The sequence below is a fragment of the Paenibacillus xylanexedens genome (genome assembly GCF_007680605.1).
Classification (GTDB): Bacteria; Bacillota; Bacilli; order Paenibacillales; family Paenibacillaceae; genus Paenibacillus; species Paenibacillus xylanexedens_B.
This window is the reverse complement of record NZ_VEIO01000010.1, coordinates 47,180-66,180: the sequence shown is the minus strand read 5'-3', so window position 1 is coordinate 66,180 and position 19,001 is coordinate 47,180. Positions and strand designations below refer to the sequence as shown.

14 protein-coding genes and 1 other RNA gene are annotated in these 19,001 nt (G+C 46.1%); all 15 read right to left on the bottom strand.

The window, feature by feature from the left end:
* Positions 1 to 68 precede the first annotated feature (68 nt).
* Positions 69 to 1,322: a mechanosensitive ion channel family protein gene (locus FS818_RS25640; protein WP_145335969.1), complete on the bottom strand. Its 1,254-nt coding sequence runs from the start codon at positions 1,320 to 1,322 to the stop codon at positions 69 to 71.
* Between the two features lie 176 nt (positions 1,323 to 1,498).
* Complete coding sequence (locus FS818_RS25635) at positions 1,499 to 2,116, bottom strand: polysaccharide deacetylase family protein (RefSeq protein ID WP_260984815.1); 618 nt, start codon at positions 2,114 to 2,116, stop codon at positions 1,499 to 1,501.
* A 175-nt stretch (positions 2,117 to 2,291) separates the two neighbouring features.
* The gene (locus FS818_RS25630; RefSeq protein WP_186331856.1) at positions 2,292 to 3,173 is read right to left on the bottom strand and encodes a carbohydrate ABC transporter permease; all 882 of its coding nucleotides are present in this window, start codon (positions 3,171 to 3,173) and stop codon (positions 2,292 to 2,294) included.
* Between the two features lie 15 nt (positions 3,174 to 3,188).
* Positions 3,189 to 4,058 (bottom strand): carbohydrate ABC transporter permease, encoded by an 870-nt coding sequence (locus tag FS818_RS25625; protein ID WP_145335966.1) that lies wholly within the window; start codon positions 4,056 to 4,058, stop codon positions 3,189 to 3,191.
* A 201-nt stretch (positions 4,059 to 4,259) separates the two neighbouring features.
* Positions 4,260 to 5,576 carry an extracellular solute-binding protein gene (locus FS818_RS25620; RefSeq protein ID WP_145335964.1) on the bottom strand — a complete coding sequence of 439 codons (1,317 nt, stop codon included), beginning with the start codon at positions 5,574 to 5,576 and terminating at the stop codon, positions 4,260 to 4,262.
* Between the two features lie 363 nt (positions 5,577 to 5,939).
* Positions 5,940 to 7,559, bottom strand: a complete 1,620-nt coding sequence (locus FS818_RS25615; protein ID WP_145335962.1) for a response regulator transcription factor — start codon at positions 7,557 to 7,559, stop codon at positions 5,940 to 5,942.
* Positions 7,547 to 9,898 carry a cache domain-containing sensor histidine kinase gene (locus tag FS818_RS29440; protein ID WP_260989977.1) on the bottom strand — a complete coding sequence of 784 codons (2,352 nt, stop codon included), beginning with the start codon at positions 9,896 to 9,898 and terminating at the stop codon, positions 7,547 to 7,549. Before FS818_RS29440 ends, FS818_RS25615 begins: the two co-directional genes overlap by 13 nt.
* 274 nt (positions 9,899 to 10,172) lie before the next feature.
* Positions 10,173 to 10,535, bottom strand: coding sequence for a hypothetical protein (locus tag FS818_RS25600; protein WP_145335960.1), 363 nt, complete (start codon positions 10,533 to 10,535; stop codon positions 10,173 to 10,175).
* 801 nt (positions 10,536 to 11,336) lie between these two features.
* A complete protein-coding gene (locus FS818_RS25595) occupies positions 11,337 to 12,530 on the bottom strand; it encodes an RCC1 domain-containing protein (RefSeq protein WP_145335958.1) in 1,194 nt (397 codons plus the stop codon).
* 265 nt (positions 12,531 to 12,795) lie between these two features.
* Positions 12,796 to 13,368 carry an ATPase gene (locus FS818_RS25590; protein ID WP_145335956.1) on the bottom strand — a complete coding sequence of 191 codons (573 nt, stop codon included), beginning with the start codon at positions 13,366 to 13,368 and terminating at the stop codon, positions 12,796 to 12,798.
* The gene (locus FS818_RS25585; RefSeq protein ID WP_145335954.1) at positions 13,361 to 13,558 is read right to left on the bottom strand and encodes a hypothetical protein; all 198 of its coding nucleotides are present in this window, start codon (positions 13,556 to 13,558) and stop codon (positions 13,361 to 13,363) included. The genes FS818_RS25590 and FS818_RS25585 overlap by 8 nt, the downstream gene beginning before the upstream one ends.
* 91 nt (positions 13,559 to 13,649) lie before the next feature.
* Positions 13,650 to 14,014: a transfer-messenger RNA gene (ssrA, locus tag FS818_RS25580) on the bottom strand.
* Positions 14,015 to 14,534: 520 nt separating this feature from the next.
* Complete coding sequence (gene smpB, locus FS818_RS25575) at positions 14,535 to 15,017, bottom strand: SsrA-binding protein SmpB (protein WP_090924803.1); 483 nt, start codon at positions 15,015 to 15,017, stop codon at positions 14,535 to 14,537.
* A 158-nt stretch (positions 15,018 to 15,175) separates the two neighbouring features.
* Positions 15,176 to 17,983 (bottom strand): ribonuclease R, encoded by a 2,808-nt coding sequence (rnr, locus tag FS818_RS25570; protein WP_145335952.1) that lies wholly within the window; start codon positions 17,981 to 17,983, stop codon positions 15,176 to 15,178.
* Between the two features lie 588 nt (positions 17,984 to 18,571).
* A complete protein-coding gene (gene secG / locus FS818_RS25565; RefSeq protein WP_145335950.1) occupies positions 18,572 to 18,805 on the bottom strand; it encodes a preprotein translocase subunit SecG in 234 nt (77 codons plus the stop codon).
* Positions 18,806 to 19,001 lie beyond the last annotated feature (196 nt).

Sequence of the window (19,001 nt, the reverse complement as noted above, 5' to 3'; positions counted from 1 at the left end):
TATATCATGGAATATACAAATATGCGTGGGGTCACTCTAATAGTTACTTGATGGGATAGGACACCTCATTAGTATTCTCGCACATATTCTTTATTTTCCTTAAGCTGTACAATGTCATGGCCTGTTGGATTCTGGAAGGCACGTAGCCCGAACGTTGATGCGACTGCAAAGATATGGTCAAAAATATCTGCCTGCACATTCTCATACACCGCCCAGTTAGTATCATTGCTGAACGCATAAATTTCGAGAGGCAGTCCGCGATCCTCCGGAGCAAGCTGCCTCACAATCATCGTCATATCCTTATTGATCTTCGGATGATGTCGCAAATATTGATGAATATACTCACGGAATACACCGATGTTAGTGAGTTGTCTGCCATTCACATTGCTTTCCCGATTTACCTGATGCTCCTCGTTGTACGCTTCAATTTCCTTTAATTTCGACGTGACATAATCGGTGAGATAGTGGATTTTTTCGAACTCGGCCACCATCTCTTCGTCACAAAATCGGATACTGCTGATATCGATAAAAATGCTCCGCTTAATCCGTCTGCCGCCGGAAACCTGCATGCCTCTCCAGTTTCGGAACGAGTCAGAGATTAACGCATAACTCGGAATCATGGTAATCGTCTTATCAAAATTCATGACCTTCACCGTGTTCAGCGTAATGTCGATCACGTCGCCATCCGCATTGTATTTCGGCATCTCAATCCAGTCGCCTACTCGCACCATATCGTTGGACGACAGTTGCACACCCGCGACCAGACCCAGAATGGAATCTTTGAAGATGAGCATCAATACTGCCGATAACGCACCAAGTCCACTGAGGATGATCAACGGATTCTGTCCGACCAGACTGGAGATGACGATAATGCCGCCGATAATAAACAGCACAATTTTGGCTACCTGGATATAACTCTTGATCGGGCGAATTTTGGACACTTCATAGGTTCGATAGATATCATCGAACACATTAAGCAGCGCATTCAGTACCGTTATCATGATCACGATCATGTAGGTCATGGCTGCTTTTTCGATCAATGCCTGATAGGCAGGGAAAATATACGCCGTGTAATAGATAATAATAGCCGGTACGAGATGTGACAGCCTCTGAAACAGCTGTTTTTGAACAACGATGTGTCCCCATTTAAACCGATTGTGGCTCACAATCCGATGTACGGTCTTCAATACAAGCCGTTTGGCGATATAGTTGGCAATCATCGAGATCAGCGCAATAAAAATAATCATAATTACATTCGAAACATACCCGATGGAGGGCTCAGTCATGCCCAGTTCCGCTAGCTGGTTTTTGATAAAATCCATAGTTTCCTCCTGACGCAGTCTAGTTTAGCCTACTATTATAGAGTAGATTCTATAGCAAAGTAAAACACATGGGAGATGTTCTATATCCATTTACACAACAAAAAGACCCATCAATCTATAGAATGATAGGTCTGCTCTATTTTATGACACTTGGTTTTACAGCTTACATCAGCATGCTACTCGGCCATGCTCAACAATTCGCTCACCGTAACCATGCGATACCCCTCTGCCGTCAGTTCTTCCACCAGCACACGCACGGCCTCAACAGTCTGGGAACGATCGCCGTATCCGTCATGGAAGATCAATACACTGCCGGGTTTTACCACGGAACGGGTATGCTCCAAAATGTGCTCAACCCCGGGATTGTCCCAATCCTGAGCACCACCGTTTACAGCACCAATCGTCCGATAGCCACGCTCCGCAGCTAGAATCAGAATGTCCTCATTCACGCCAAAATAAGGCGGACGGAAGCTGCGGGCAGCGTTGCCCGTAACTTCTTGAACAAGGCGCTCTGCTTGTAGCAATTCCTCCCCGGCCTCTTCCAGCGTAAGTTCGGTCAGGTTCGGATGGGTGTATGTATGATTGGCGATTTCATGCCCTTCCCGGTGCACCTGTGCGGCAATGTCCGGGTATGCCTCCATCTCCTTGCCAATCATAAAAAATGTCGCATGCCCGCCTGCTCGGCGGAAAATGTCCAGCACTTGGTCGGTATACACCGGATGCGGACCATCATCGAACGTAAAAGCTACAACCTTTTCCTGCACAGATACCTGCTCAACTAACTGCGCCATCATGTAAACACATTCCCCTCTCGGACTGCTCAGTTTAACTCTTCCTTATTATTCCACGACTGTAAGCCGGGGTCTAGTGTAGTCGTCACATTTGATGGAGTGGTGATCTGAATACCACTGCGTCCTTCATCCTCTACATCCTCTGTCTCTTTCCCACGAAGCAAGTTCGCCCCAAGGATCAGCCTTTGATCGCGCCCGCAATCATACTCTTCTGTACCTGCTTGTTCAGTAGCAGATAGATCACAACCGTCGGTACGGTCGTAATCATTAGACCCGCGCCAATGATACCCCACTGCGTAATGTACGTTCCAACCATGGACATCATGCCCACCGTCAGCGTCTGGTACGCCGTGTTATTAATAAACGTGACTGCAAACATCAACTCATTCCAGCACGACAAAAACGTAAATATTGCTACCGTGGAGATCGCCGGGGTTACGAGAGGCAGGATAATCGAGAAAAACGTGCGGTAAATCCCGCAACCGTCCATAACGGCCGATTCCTCCATCTCTCTCGGGATACCTTTGAAAAAGCTACCCAGGATGAAGACCGCCATCGGAATACCGAAGGCTACATAAGGAATGATCAAGGCCCAGTAGCTGTTGAGCAGACTCAGGTTTTTCAAAATAATAAATAACGGCAGCAGCGCCGCATGAATCGGCACCATCATCCCGAGCAGAATCAACGTCATCGTCAGCCCGCTGAGCTTCCAGTTCATTCTTGTAATCGCGTATCCCGTCATCGAGGACAGGATCAGCACCAGAATAATAGAAACCGCCGTGACCAGCACGCTATTCATAAAGTAGTTCAGGACATGGCCATCAGACAGCGCCTTCGTATAATTGCTCCATAGAAAGGCTTTGGGTAGCCCTGCCACGTCGCCGCTGAAAATTTCACTGTTATCCTTCAGGGAAAACAGTGCCAGCCAGATCAGCGGATAGATCTGAATGACGGCGATCAGGATCAGAAACGCCTGCAATAACACTTTGCCGATAGCTCCGGTGAGGGAGCGCCGAGGCTGGGGCTTTTTTTGCAACAGGATATTGTTAACCGTACTCATACGTCTTCCCTCCCTCTACTCTGTCTTGAACAACGAATTAATAAGGATGGTACACACCAGACATTCCACGATGATAAAAACAGAAATGGCACTGCCGTATCCGTATCGGAACGTGTCAAAAATGGTAGCGTACATCAGCGTGCTCGGCACCTCTGTGCTGTAAAACGGCCCGCCGCCTGTCAGCACGTAGATCAGGTCAAATACCTTAAATGCCCCGATGACCGAAAATACAAGACATACCTTTAGAATCGGCTTCATCAGCGGAATCATGATAGACCACGCCACACGCATCCGGGAAGCACCGTCGATTCGTGCCGCCTCCAGTACATCCTGGGAAACGGATTTTGCGCCAGCATACATCAGCAACATATGGTATCCCATGTACTGCCAGAGCGTTGGAATGAAGGAGGCCGTCAGGGCCGTTTCCTTCTGACCCAGCCAATCCTGCGCCCAGCTGGATAGACCGATGTTTTGTAAAAGCACATTCAACAGACCGTAATCGGCGTTGTAGATTTTCGACCATAACTGGGCAATGACAACCGTAGAGATCAGTACAGGAATAAAATATACGGTTCGGTAGAAGCCCTCCCCTTTGATGTTAGAGGCCAAAATCAGCGCCAGCACCAGTGAGATCGGCAACTGAATGAACACGGATGCACCTGCGAACAGCAACGAGTTTTTGATCGAATTGATCACCCGGGTATCCTTGAACATCTCCACATAGTTGTCCAAACCGATAAACGCGCCTTTCCCTACACCATTCCAATCGAGCAGACTGTAATAGCTGGAGACAAAGATCGGAATCAGCACAATGCCGCAGAACAATATCAGTGTAGGTAATACAAAAACGGCAATCGTCCCTTTATTGGAAAATACAGAGTTCATTGTACTTCTCCTCTCAAAGGCGTGACCGGGAACTCCCGGATCACGCCTCGTTTGGGCATTATTTTGATGGTTATATAAGTTGAACCAATGATTTTACACAATGAATAGTTCAATTTATATAGAAGGTGGCAGAGAGGGCTAGTTTACAAGTGTATATGAGTGCGCATGTAGCATAAGCCTATGCTTGCTTGCCTGTCTAGCCTACAGACTTAACTCCGTTGGTTTCAGCTGCGCCATCTGTTTGCAGAACTCCTCTGGCGTCACGTCACCAGCCAGTAGCTGTGCGATCAGATTTTTGTGCGCTTCCGCAGACTCGGCTGGCAGAATGTTATCCCACCAAGCGATAAACGAGGTGGCCGTTTTCATAATGTCCGCCGCGGACAGATCGAGTGAAGACAAGCTGGAGGTGTCGAGCGAATCGGTTTTCCAGCTTGGCAGTCCCGCTCCCGCCAGGAAACCTTGTGTGCCGAGTTGCTCGCTCAGATACATGAGGAATTCCGTAGCTTCCTTCGGATGCTTGGTCGTCTGGCTGATATAGAAACCGTCCACTGCTCCGCCGAAGATTTCAGTGCTGGTGCCCTTGCCATCCTCAAATACCGGGAACGGAATCACCTTCACTTTGCCTTTGACTGCCGAAGCAGACGGGTCTTCAATACCTGCATTCACCCAGTTGGCTTGGAACATCATTGCTCCTTTACCTGCATTAAACGCCCCAAGCATCTCGTCATAACTCATACTGAACATACTGCTGTTGAATGCTCCGGCTTGTGCCAGCTGCTGCATCTTGGTAGCCGCCGCGACAAAGTCCGGTGAATCCCACTTGGACGGATCTTTGAATGCTTCGATCACCGCCGCATTCCCCGCTTGGCGCATCGCAATCATGTCGTACCAGTACATGCCCGGCCAGCGGTCTTTCTCACCAATCACAGCCGGGGTAATTCCTGCCGCTTTTAGTTTGGTGACAGCATCCAGCAACTCGTTATATGTAGTCGGGATTTTGGCGCCTGCCTGCTCGAACAATTCTGTATTCACGTAAAGGTTGGCAATGTGTGTGTACACAGGCAGCGTGTAGATTTTGCCATCCATATTAATGGCTTCTGCCATCCCTGGACCCATACGTTCCTTGATATCGTCCGTCAGGTAACTCGTAATCTCCAGTACGTTACCGGATTTAATATAAGGCTGCATGAAGCTGCCCCCACCCATCCCGTAGAACAAGTCCGGTGACTCACCAGCTGCAATGGATGTTTTTACTTTCGTTTTATATTGTTCGCCTGTTGTACCTGTACGTTCAACCTGGATGTCGGGATGCTCGCTGTTCCATTTCTCCACGATCTCAGGTAGCAGTTTGGCTGACGGATCTGTTGTACCAACCGACTGGTCCCACAGCGTCAGCTTGATCTTGCCATTGCTTTCCCCCTGCGCTCCGCCGGATGAATCGGACGAACAAGCCGCTAAACTACCTGCAAGTCCCACAGCCAGAAATAGACTTAAAGATTTCTTTAATAGCGCTTTCATCATATGACCTCCCTGATCTTTTTATTGGTTATAACCATCGTTGAACTCAGATATTTACACGTACACTCCGATGACAGAATAACTTTACGATCGCTGTTATCCCTAGATTTTTTTGATTCCCTTTTGAAAGGGTAAAATCGTGTGATAAAGGCGAAGTGTATGCTTTCGATGCAGCTTTCTTTCAGAAAGCTTTGGCTCCGCTTCTTCAGGTTTTTTCTGTCTTCTCCGTTTTTGTGTAAAAAGTAATTCAACTATGTACCCACATTTTAGTAATTAAGCGCGGCGTGCTCCATTTAGAAAACAGGCATCGACTTGTAATATTCGAACACAATTGAAAGCGTGACCATATTACAATATACAGGGTTAATTTCGAACGTTCCGGTATTCGTTCATGGAGCGACCGAACTGTTTTTTGAATAACACGCTGAAATATTGTGGGTCCGGGATGCCTACCTGCTCCCCGATCTCATACCCTTTCAAATCTGTCTGCTTCAGCAATGATTCGGCCTTCTTCATACGAAGCTGCGTTAAATATTCGACGAACGTCTGCCCGGTTTCTTTTTTCATCAAACGCCCCAAGTGACCCGGACTTACGTAAAAAGCCGTGGCTGTACTCGACAGCCCTACCTCTGCATTGCTCATCTGCTCTTCGAGGTATGCCTTGACCTGATCGATTAAATTGACTTCCTTCGCTTGCCGTTTAGCTTTAATCACACCCGATATGGCCCGGACATGTTGCTCCAGCATCCTTCTCAGATCAGGTAAATGCTCTGACATCAGCATCATGGCGACAGCTTCCTGGTTGAATACCTGCTCACCCTCAAGTTGCTGCTCCATGACCACACGCTGGCATTCGGTAATTACATCCATAGCCGCCATGCGGAATTGTGCCGTATTGGAGAATGGGGTAGCAAGGATCTGTTTGAGCAAAGACGCAGCCTCCTCTCCTGCACCAACGCTAATGCAGAATTGCAATTGCTCTAGAAGCCTTTTATCCGAGCGATACGGCTGACTGCGTTTATCGCTTTCGATCACGAGATCCTCGAAGCAGATGACCTGGTTTTTCCCCACGAACGTCTGGTAATCCAGAGCACGACATCCTTCACGATAAGCCATACAGACGCCCTCCCATCCAGAGTGTAGCTGTCCAATCCCGATCGTTACATCTGCTTCGGAACCGTCAACTTTAAGCAGACATCGCAGTTCTTCCATTAAATGCTCGGCCTGCTCGGTTAGCTTGGCATCAGGGTGGGTTGCAAGGATGACAATACGATTGTGTGTGTCCATGACAATGATTTTGTATATATCCTGCTGGTAATAGGCCTGTACGTGCTTCAAACCATTCATACGCATCAGGATCTGATCTTCCTCTGTAGAAGTCTCCGCTTGTGAAGATAACGCAACCTGTACCTCAATGATGGCTACGCGAGACTGCGGGTTGTCCGTAGCGATCGGAATGTCGAAGAAACGCACCTGTTCCCGCACCTCTTCCTCATGCAACACGCCTTGTAGCCACTGATTCACAAAACGTTCCTTGAGGTACGGCAGACTGCGCTTCATCTCCTCTCGCAGCTTGGTCAGCTCATATTCCCTTCCTCTCTCCTGCTCGATAGCTGCTCGCAGCTTGGTGGTAACCTGTAATAACTCAGTAGCTCGAATGGGTTTCAAAATAAAATCGGATATGCCCAGCTTCACACTCTGACGTGCATATTCAAATTCATCATGTCCCGTCACCACTACAATTTTGATGTTCGGGTAATGCTTCAAGATGATACCGCTCAGCTCAATGCCGTCCATCTTGGGCATATAAATATCCGTAAATACAATGTCCGGTTGTAGCAACTCTACCTGCTCTAAGGCTTCTGCCGCATCACAGGCTTCGCCAACGATTTGCATGCCTTCTTCCTGCCAATCGATGCGCATACGTAGTAAATTTCGGATGAGATACTCGTCATCCACGAGCAGTACTTTTAATGGTCCCATGTTCCAACGTCTCCCTTCGGGATCGTAATGGTTATGGTGGTTCCTTTTCCAACCACACTCTTAAGGTTCAATACATCTTTGCGGTCATAAAAAATACGCAACCGCTCCATCGTTCCCCACAGACCAAAGCTTGCATTCACATTGGAGTTAGACTCTGACTGCTCCTGCACAGGTCGGATGAAGTTGTGCTTTTCTGTGCGCTGAATCTGCTGCACTTGTTCCTCGGACATCCCCGCACCGTCGTCCGTAAGTGTTAGGGTAATGCTCTCTCCCGATTGCTGTGCCTGAATACGTATAATGCCCGAGCTACCTTTGGCGCGAATGCCATGATAGAGTGAATTTTCCACCAGGGGTTGGAGTACGAGTTTGGGAATCAGCACCTGCTCACAGTCCGGATCGATATCGTACTTCACCTCAAATACACCCGGATATCGAACCTGCTGGATGGTCAAATAATGACGTACAATCTCAACCTCTTCGCGTAATGTGATGACCTCATTGCCTTTGCTTACACTCAGCCGATAATAACTTCCGAGTGCCTCCAGCATCTCGCACACTTTATCGTTCATACCTGACATCGCCAAAGAAGTAATGGAGTCGAGTGTGTTGTACAGAAAATGCGGTTTGATCTGTGCCTGGAGCGTGTTCAGCTCCGCTCGGCGGATTGTCTGCTGCTCCTGAATAATTCGACTCAGCATCTGCTCGATCTGCTCAATCATCTGATTGTAGCCACTGTACAGCTGTTCGAATTCGTAACTGTTCAGCTCCACTTTCACTTTGCGGAAGTTGCCGCTGGGTGCTTTTTGCATGGATCGGAGTAACTTATGAATCGGCTTGATGACGCTGCGAGAGATAATAAAAGAACTGACAAAAAAGACAGATCCATTCACCGCCAGTAGCATGAAAGCAAGCAGAACCAGAGATTTGTTGCGGGTATCTGTTGCACGGTATGGACTCATGCTGATGTATTTCCACTGGTCTTCACCTGCTGATCGGTAGGTCACCGCGTAATCTTGTCCTCCGGAATGTAGAGTCAGAACGCCTGAAGGCTGTTCCTGAAATGCCTGTTTTAACTTCGCTTGATTCGTCTTTAGAATCTCTTGCATACTTGCTTGCTTCTGAGCTGTGGACGAGGATTCATCAGATGGAATTGCCTCTTCGGATGCTATAGCTGTTGGAGTTGCTGTATGTGCGGTAGATTTTGATGAGATTGTGTATGCCAGAGATGTTGAAGAAGCTGTAGAAGCAGCATCCTTTACAGCATTTGTCATGGTGCTTGTTGCCGTATTAGTAGTGGCATTCGATGCGATAATCTGCAGATGCTCGTCCAGAATGGCTACCTGAAATGAATCAGATGCCGGCAGGTTGGCGTAAGCCTGCGCAATGGACTTCTCTTTGATGTTCATGACCAGAAAGCCGAGTGGAGAGGTGTCATCCAGGTCGCGCATTAGACGAATAAAAGAGACCACTTTTTCTTTTTCTTTTTCTTTCTCTTTTTCTTTCTCCTGCTCTGTTCCCTTCCCCTGTCCCGTGTCCTTCTCAATCTCCATTTCTAAATGTCTATCGTTGGCCAGGGGCCTGCCGACATACTGACTATGGGTTATTTTATTGATATTTTCGCTGTCCTTGTTGCTATTGTTTTCATGATTTTCTCTATTAGATTGCTCATTGCCTTGATCATTATTGTTTGAGTTCTTGCTTGTCACTTGGCTAGCAAATTCATGATTAGGAGCGTTTTGACGTTTATTTTCTTTTACATCTGCCTGTGTGTATACAGTGTTGTTCATGTTCTCTGCCACCGCTCCGACTCCTGCATCCTTTTCGTTGCCGTCACCGCCATTCAGCCTGAGCAGGTATCGCCCTTTGTAATTCAAAGCTTGCTCATACCACGGTGCATCCCTCACATTCGCTTCGAGAAAAGCCGGCCACTGCTGTGTGCCCACCGAAAAACGGTGTCCCGAGTTGTCGTAAATGTAGACCGAATCAATAATTGGAACCGCTTGCATAAGATTGGTTAAATACGAACTAACCTTGGATTGCATCTGCAAATTAGAATATACATTGCCTTGCCTTAGCAGGTTCTGCAGGTTCGGATCGGAGAAAATCATTTTCGAATAATTGTTCACATTCTCGATCATCAGATTCACGTTAGTCTGGATCGACGTAATCGTCTGCAGAGACGCTTCGTTAATCTTCTGCTGTGCATCGTTCTCCGAAATACGGTTCAACACCAGCGCACTAAACGCTACTGTTAGCAGAATAATAACAAAGTACGCAAAGGGAATTTTAAAGGCAAGTGTTTTGGGTTTACGTTGCATAAACTCTCTTAGACGTAACATCAGATTTAACTTCCTGCTCAATACAGGACCCTCCATTCTTCTCAGATTTTCGAGAGATTCACGCTCCCTCGGACTGCATACAATTGTATATTATATGCCTGGATCTGGAAGAGCCTCAACACCTTTTATCGCATTTTGCTAGTTTGTATTGGTAGAGAGGTTGGGCGTTAGGTGGAAAAAAGCTGAACTCGATATGGATGTGCCTTATTCGGCATAAAAAAACGACCTCCACGGTTAACTGTGAAGATCGCTCATATTGAATACGTAGTTAAGATTATAGTGAGAACTCAGTGACACCCTTTTTGGAGGCAAATTTCAGCGTGTAGCTGCCTTCAGTGCCGTAAGGCATGGTTGCAATGAGGATGCGGGTGTAATCCAGCCGACTCTCTCGAAGTACTTTTTTGACCAATGCAATGCCCCGTTCTTCATCCGTCACCACACAGAAGATGTTCATCACATACTTCTTCGGATCAGCCACGCTGCTTCCTATGTCGCATCCATCCACTCCCCCCAGTTCATGCTGGGTTAGAGCAGTTTCAAGATATTCCATGACCTTTTCCTTTAACCATTGATCACGTTTGCTGCCGTTAGCACTCTTTAGCGGGTATTGCACGACAAGCCAGTGTTTTTCAGTCATTTGGGGTTCACTCCTTTATGTAGTATTTCTTGTTCACCAGTTTTATTGAATTTGAGACAGAATGGGTCGACTTCTGGGACTGTAAAAGGGTAGCTCATATCTTTTCAGTTCAGGATAAGGATTATAATTAATAATATGGGCCCCGATATGGATAACAATATGGGGAACTTATATTTTTGTACTACTTGAACTAAATAAAACACTACTGAACCTGATATAAAAATGAAAAATAGCGGCCAGTAGGCTATAGATGCCAAACCTCCTAATAGGATATATAACAAGAAACAAAATATATAGTTTGTCTGTTTTCTATACTTAACAAGAATTGAGTATAAGGTGATCCCCAATATACAACTAACATAAACGTATAAAGCGATCATTCCCAGTTGAAATGTCAGATACTCTTTGTAGATTGGGACTGTTAATAGATAGATCAGAATGCTTATGAATAATGAACTGCCTGCACCTTTAAAGTATCGTATAAACATCAATTAGGGCTCCTTTCTTTATATTTTAATGTACTTCGCTAATCTAATCATAATTTAAAATTTGCAGTGTAAAATCTTCGTCCGTATACAGTTCAAACTTAATATTTCACAAACAGAAAAACCACCATTCAGAACACTGATTGATGGTTTCTTGACTATAATAGAGGCGAGGGTATCGAACCCCTGTTTGAAGATAACGACACATAAGCTTCTACGGGTGTAGTCACAGTTTTGATGTCACCCTACGGAGAGCCCAACTCACCTGATTTCTAATGTAAAACCTAGGTGAATTGATAACAGTGTATCATGCTTCTTACATTTTCTTATAAGGGATCGCGACGTTATTCATTATCTGAATAGGTACAGGATGAGGATCATTATCAAATACATCCAAGCCTAATTGCCCTGCATAATTAGCTCCGAAGCCTACTAGGGTACCATTGGATTTTAATGCGAACGTTCCTTCCGCTTTTGCTGTAACATCGATGACATCATCAAGAACTTTATGAGGTGTATTTCTTGAATCTGTTGAGCCATCCCCTAACGCGCCTTCTTCGTTATAACCCCATGTCCATAGACTATGATCCTTTTTAACTACAGCTATGTGGCTGGATCCATCGACCTTCAAAACATCATTCATCAGCTTCACAGGTGTAAACTGGGAATCTACTACACTTTGAGATCCATCCGAGTAGGGCTTAAACGCCCATGATTCTACTTTACCTGTAAAGATAAGACCATCCTCATTATCTCCCCAGCCCCAAAGAGTACTGTCATTCTTGATTGCAAATGCGCTCATGCCAATCCCGTGGACACTTTTTACATCCTTCATGATTTTAACTGGTGTATTTATATGAACCTCTTGTGTTTTAATTCCTAATCCACCGGAATAGTTATTTCCCCATCCCCACAGTGATCCATCCTTCTTTAAAGCGTAGTAGCAATTAAGATTTGCACTGATTTGTTTTACTCCAGACATAACTTTTTTGAAAGGCCGTTTGTATCCATATGGTGGCTGAAACCAAACCGTTCCGTCTGTTTTGAGTATTAAGATTTGATCGTACGAAGCAGTAGCCTCTTTAACCCCATCCATTACTTTTATGGGCTTTGTAATCCCTCGATCATTCTCATCACTTACTATATTCCATAAACTATGATCGGATTTAATAGCAAAACTGTTCCAATAGTTCCCATATACAGCGATGACATTATCCATTATTTTGACTTTGCTCGCTCGTTTAGGTGATTGATCACCTTCAGACTCATTAAATGTGGCCTTTCCCCAATACCACAGACTCCCATCCTTCTGGATTGCAAGTACACGCCCATTCGCACTAGCAATGGTATCCCCAAACTTATTTTCTGCCGCTAATACATTGGAATTAGAAGGAGCTAGCGAGAAGAAGAGTGCTACAGTAATAAGACATATCCATAATTTTTTTTTCATATTGATATCTACTCCTTCAAATAAAATTGAACCATTAGACAGGCTGTATTCATTGTACATATATTAGATCATTTAAACACTATAAAAATTAGTCATTTCATCTTGACTTCTTTACCATCCTATTTCTTTAAGTTTCTCAAAAGTTTAGTTATTACTTTAATTGTTATATGTATCTTGAGAAATAACCCGCAAATACAAAAAGACCGCCTTCTTAGGCGGTCTCACTGATACTGCTAATGGAAGCGAGAGGGTTCAACCCCTGTCCCGAAGATAACGACACATAGGCTTCTACGGGTGTAGTCACCGTCTTGATGTCACCCGAGTATCAGTAATCCTTAAGAACAGGATTAGCCCATGCAGGTATGGACTCAACACAATAGAGCAAATTACCCTGTCTGATTTCCGCAACAATTAAAGGCTCGTATGTATTGTCAATGATGATAACCTGATCCGCAATGGCTAGAGCTGGTGTAAGGTTCTTCAATGACTGACCATATCGATAACGAATGTCTTCTTCTGCAATCCAATGTCCACCTTGTTCAACCCGAGATGCAACTCGATCTATATGCATTTGAACATCCTCAAGACCGATATAGTAAACAACAATTTCGTAACTGTTTTCTTTTGCAATTTCCATATGTTTTAAAACAAATGATCCGGACAATGTCGTTTCAATAGCGAAGTTTACACCACTTTTAATGAGAGATCGGATCCTTCTTACAGCTTCCCTACCAGCAGATAGGTCAGCACTCCGCGGATTCTCTGGCTTCAACTCTCTAGCAATTTGATCCGGATCAACCAGTTCACCAAGCCACTCTCTCATCTGCATGCTGAGTGTACTTTTCCCTGCTCCATTGGTTCCAGCAAACACAGTCATGACTGGTCTGATTTCACTCATGATACTCAAACTCCTGGCGTTTCCCCGTAGAATCAAATATAATTTCGAATTTATTGCCTTCAGCATCCTCACGAACGCGTTTGTTGTTCTTTATATAATAAATAGAGGCACCTGATTCTTTCGCTTGTTTCCGCGCATGTTGATTGGCTTTGTTTAAAATTTCTTGGAGCTGTTCTCGGGTTTCAAACATCTGGAATCCCCCAATCTAAATTTATGCTTATTATATCATAAATAGAAAAACCACCAACCAGAACACTGGTTGATGGCTTTTGACTTGACTCTAATGGAGGCGAGGGGAGTCGAACCCCTGTCCGAAGATAACGACACATAAGCTTCTACGGGTGTAGTCACAGTTTTGATGTCACCCGAGTATCGCCCCGTAACCGGCTATACGTTGGGTCAGCCTGATTGTCTTCTTCAGCACACCCCAGGCGGAGATGTGACAGCGTATCCCACTACTTGTTAGCCCCTAGTCCTGTCACATGGGCGATGCAGGGTAGAAGCACGCACACAGTTTCTTAGGCTGCGAAAGCGTAGTTTGTTTGTTGTTTGCCGTTTAATAGGCTTTAGCGTTGATCAAGCGGACGCGTCCCCACTACCCGCTACCCATGCTCGAACTATCCCCGTCGAATCCATAAACGCCCCCTCATATAAGAAGGGCTCCAGGATTAATCCGTGAATACGGAGCAAAGGTGCTGCACATCTAATCCCTCCAAGGTGAAAAGATGTTTCTTACATACTCGGCATTCCTGTCTGCTACATGAATAATCATATCACAGCCCGAATCACCGATATAGTGCAGATTGCTGGAAAGCAATCCAGTTTACTGAGCGCAGATGAAAGGTTATCCAAACTAGCCAACTAACCACGCCATCAGGCTCAATCGTCTACATATTATACCGCGTGACTCAGCGGAAGTAAAGTTTACCCAGCTACAACCGTTGGTTTAATTAATTTACCCACCGATGCACAAATTTACGCAACCTACAAAATAAAAAAAGCCTCACACTCACCCATACATAGGCAAACTGCGAGGCTTCATCGATTCCGAGTTTCCAATCATTCTCCGCTTATCGTATTCTGCCATTGACCAGCTAGACCGTAAGCTTACATCCCTTACCATTGCGAATCGACGCGAATTAACGTTAACGAAACGTAGCTCTCTCTTAACGCGCAACCTTCTGCTTCTCGCGCAGTGCACGTTGGATATCACGTTGAGCATCCCGCTTCGCGGCAGTGTCACGTTTATCATACTGCTTCTTACCTTTACCCAAGCCAAGTAGCAGCTTCGCATAGCCATTACGAATATAAATTTTCAGCGGCACAATGCTGTATCCATCCTGCTTGGACAACCCGAGTAGCTTATGAATTTGCACTTTATGCATTAACAACTTACGTGTGCGTGTAGGATCGAGCGGATTATGCCGATTGCCTTGTTCAAAAGGACTAATATGCATATTGTGAATATGAATCTCACCGTTACGAATCGTTGCAAATGAGTCCCCAATGTTCGCTCGGCCGTTACGAATCGACTTGATTTCTGTGCCCGTCAGCACCATGCCCGCTTCATACGTATCTTCAATGAAGTAGTCATGGGAAGCCTTTTTGTTCTGTGCAAGCACTTTATTCTGCCCATCATTCTTGCCCATGTCCTCACTCCTTCTTCGTAAAATAACCCCGTACCATGCTGTACCAGCATAGCATGCATGTTGCACCAAAAAAACCTGTGCCAGACCTTAATTGTAGCAAGGACGGCTGTTAAAATCAAGAAAGAGGCGGCCTGCGCCGCCCCTTTCTGGCTTCTCACTTACTTCTTTTTCTTCCGAACAAAAGCGGCTGTCCCATTCCCGGCCCCGCCTTTGTTTTTCTTACGTTTGCGGCGAGGTGCCCCGCCTTCTTGCGCACCGCCCGGTGTAGCATTTTCACCGATAAAAATACCGCTAGGTGAGGTGTTCTTACGTTTACCTCCGCCTTTGCCACCTTTACCGCTACCGCCCTTACCGGATTTGAAGCTTCCTTCTCCACGGCCGCTACCATTGAGGCTACTTCCTTGGCTACGTTCACCTGATCCACTATCCTGACCAGCCGGGGCAGAGCTATATCCGCCTTTACCCGAACCGAAACCAAAGCTTACCGCACCTTTACCACGACTACCCGAAGCACCTGCGCCTGCATCACTCGCACGACGTTCACCTTTCGGTCTGCCTCCGCCTTTACCAGCAAACCCACCCGCTGATGAGCCTGCACCCGCTCCGGCATTTGCCGCTCCGCCACGACCACCGCGAGCACCTTTACTGCTCTCTTCTGCCGATCTGCCGCCGCGATCACGCTTACCGCCTGAACCAGCAGCGCCGCCTTTACCGCCACGGCCTCCACCGAAACCACCTTTGGCTCCGCCTCGGCCGCCGCCGCTACCAGGACGACCACCTTTACCACCGCGAGCACCACGATCGAACCCGCCATCCCGTTCTCGGCGAGGTTTCATATCAACCATCTCAAAATCAATCGTGTACTCTTCCATACTCACACGTGCTACACGAATTTTCACTTCGTCACCAATACGGAATACTTTGGATGTACGCTCACCAATCAGAGCCATATGCTGATCATCAAAATGATAATAATCATCTGTCAGCGCGCTAAGACGAATCAGACCTTCTACCGTATTCTCCAGCTCAATAAACATACCGAAGCTGGTCACGCTGCTGATGATGCCTTCGAACTCTTCGCCGACCTTGTCGAGCATGTACTCGGCCTTTTTCATTTTCTCCGTATCGCGCTCCGCTTCCACCGCCACACGCTCGCGTTCCGAGGACTGCTGGGCGATATCCGACATCCGGCTTGCCAGATACTCTTGGCGATTCTCCGGTAAGGCCCCTTTATTCTCGATCACTTCACGAATGACCCGGTGAATGACCAGATCGGGATAACGGCGGATCGGCGATGTAAAGTGACTGTAGAACTCTGCCGCCAAACCAAAGTGGCCAGACATTTCAGAGTCGTACTTCGCCTGTTTCATGGAACGCAACATCATGGTGCTGATGACTGTCTGCTCCTTCGTACCGTTAATGTCCTCCAAGAGAGATTGAAGTGCTCTTGGATGCACGGAATTGCCACGTCCCTTGACGTGATGTCCAAAGTTCGCCGCAAAAGCGAGGAAGTTTTGCAACTTTTCCTGATCCGGGTCTTCATGCACGCGGTAGATGAACGGTACCTTAAGCCAGTGGAAATGCTCCGCCACGGTCTCATTGGCTGCAAGCATGAACTCCTCAATAATTTGTTCTGCAATGGAACGCTCCCGTTTCACGATATCCACCGGTTTGCAGTTCTCATCGACAATGATTTTGGACTCTTCAAAATCAAAATCAACCGCCCCGCGGCGCATACGCATCGCACGTAGCTTCAAGGCAATCTCTTTCATCAGGTGGAAGTCATCCACCAAGTCTTTATAACGTTCAAGCAATTCCGGCTCTTCGCCTTCCAGGATTTTGCGAACGTTGGAATAGGTCATACGTTCTTTAGTCTTGATGACACTTGTGAAAATATCGTGCTTCACAACCTTCATCTGGTCGTTAAACTCCATCTCACAGGATAATGTCAGACGATCCACCTGTGGATTCAAGCTACAAATCCCGTTGGACAAACGTTGTGGTAACATCGGAATAACCCGATCCACGAGATACACACTGCATCCGCGGTTATATGCTTCCTGATCCAGCTTGGAGTTCTCGCGTACATAGTAACCCACATCGGCAATATGCACACCCAGACGGTAGTTGCCGTTCGGCAATTTTTCCACGTTAACCGCATCATCCAGGTCTTTCGCATCCTCGCCATCAATCGTAACGATGTTCAGACCACGCAAGTCGCGGCGTCCCTGCTGAATAATCTCTTCATCTGTAATGGAATCAGGCGCCTTCTCCGCTTCTTGCATTACCTCATCCGGGAAAGCTTCAGGTAACTGATGCTTGCGAATGACGGATAAAATATCAATGCCCGGCTCATCCTTGTGACCCAAAATCTCGATAATTTCACCCTCAGCCGCTGCACGGCCTTCCGGATAACTGACAATCTTGGCAACAACCTTTTGTCCATCTACAGCACCAGCAAAATTCGTACGCGGGATAAAAATATCACGATTAATCCGTTTATCATCCGGAATGACAAATCCATACACTTCGTGGCTCTGGAAAACACCCACAACCTGTGTGATCGCACGCGTCACAATCCGTACAATTTCACCCTCCAGGCGACCGCCGGACGGCCCTTGGGAAGTTACTTTCACAAGCACAATATCCCCATTCATTGCACTTTTCATATCATTGGCATGGATATATACGTCAGGGTGCTCTCGGTCTTCTGGAATCAGAAAAGCAAAACCCTTCGCATGCGCTTGAAGACGCCCACGTACCAGATTCATACGTTCAGGCATACCGTAGCGGTTGTTACTCGTCAGCAAAATTTGGCCAGATTCCTCCAGCGTGTTCAGCATAATCAAAAAGGCTCTGAAATCAGCAGCATCCTCAATCTGAAAGTGCTGTTCCAACTCCTGATAAGTCATCGGTTTATAGGCGGTCTCCCGCATGAAGTCAAGCAATTGTTGTTCAGTTATCATTAGTTTTCACCTCGGGAAACGTAAGAGTATAGTCTGATCTCTTCTCTTTATGTATCGGAATTCGTGCCGTATTCGTACAGATGCCATATAGTAAAATGCGTATGATTACCGCGCCCTTACTATCTCATACCCTAGTATACACGAATTCAATCCAGCCCATCCGTAGCTACCCAAAAAAGCCCCTTGGTCTCTTAACGTAACAAGTTAGACGTTTGAGTATGCTCCTTCAAACAGTTTATGCAGTATGTGATATGCCCGACCTGATTTAAATTAGCATTTAAAAAATAAGTTGCATCACGAATCTTATCTATACGTTTGAAGTATTAATCACAGGAATTTTATATCTCGCCGTGGCATTCCTGCCTGAAATGGGTCTCTAAAACAGTAAGGGGGAATCGAACAGAAGTTACAAGCAAAATGCAGTATCCATCAAGTTCAAGAAGAATTCGGTGGCTATATAGCGATATAATTGGAAAACTTTGGAGAAATAAATTTCTATTAAAAAACCTCCGTTTCTGCACGAAACGAAGGTTTATCCGTTAAGCCATTGGCTTCAGCTATTCGATTCATTCGAAGGTTCAAACCAAGTTAATTGGAAACCACCGTAACAATAATAGCCAAGATCATAAATCCTGCACCCAGTACGACTGTTGCACGTTGCAAGAAAAGATCCAATCCGCGCGCTTTCGTTTTACCGAAAAGATGTTCCGCACCACCGGAGATGGCACCCGCCAAACCAGCGCTCTTCCCGTGCTGCAGCAATACTACAGTGATTAGACCGATCGAGAAAACAACGAGCAGCAATTTCAAAGCAATATCCATTCTTTCCACCTCCTACCCATGTGGGCATCACATCTCACCATAAAAACAGTTACTTTAATTGTAGCACAGCTATGGTTGTACTACAAGTAGTACAATGCTTGCAATTTCCAATAAAGACCGCCATCGTATAACTTTTGAATAGCTGACCTATCAGAGTTGTCCACGTAATAACTGGTCTATCTACTAGACCACATCC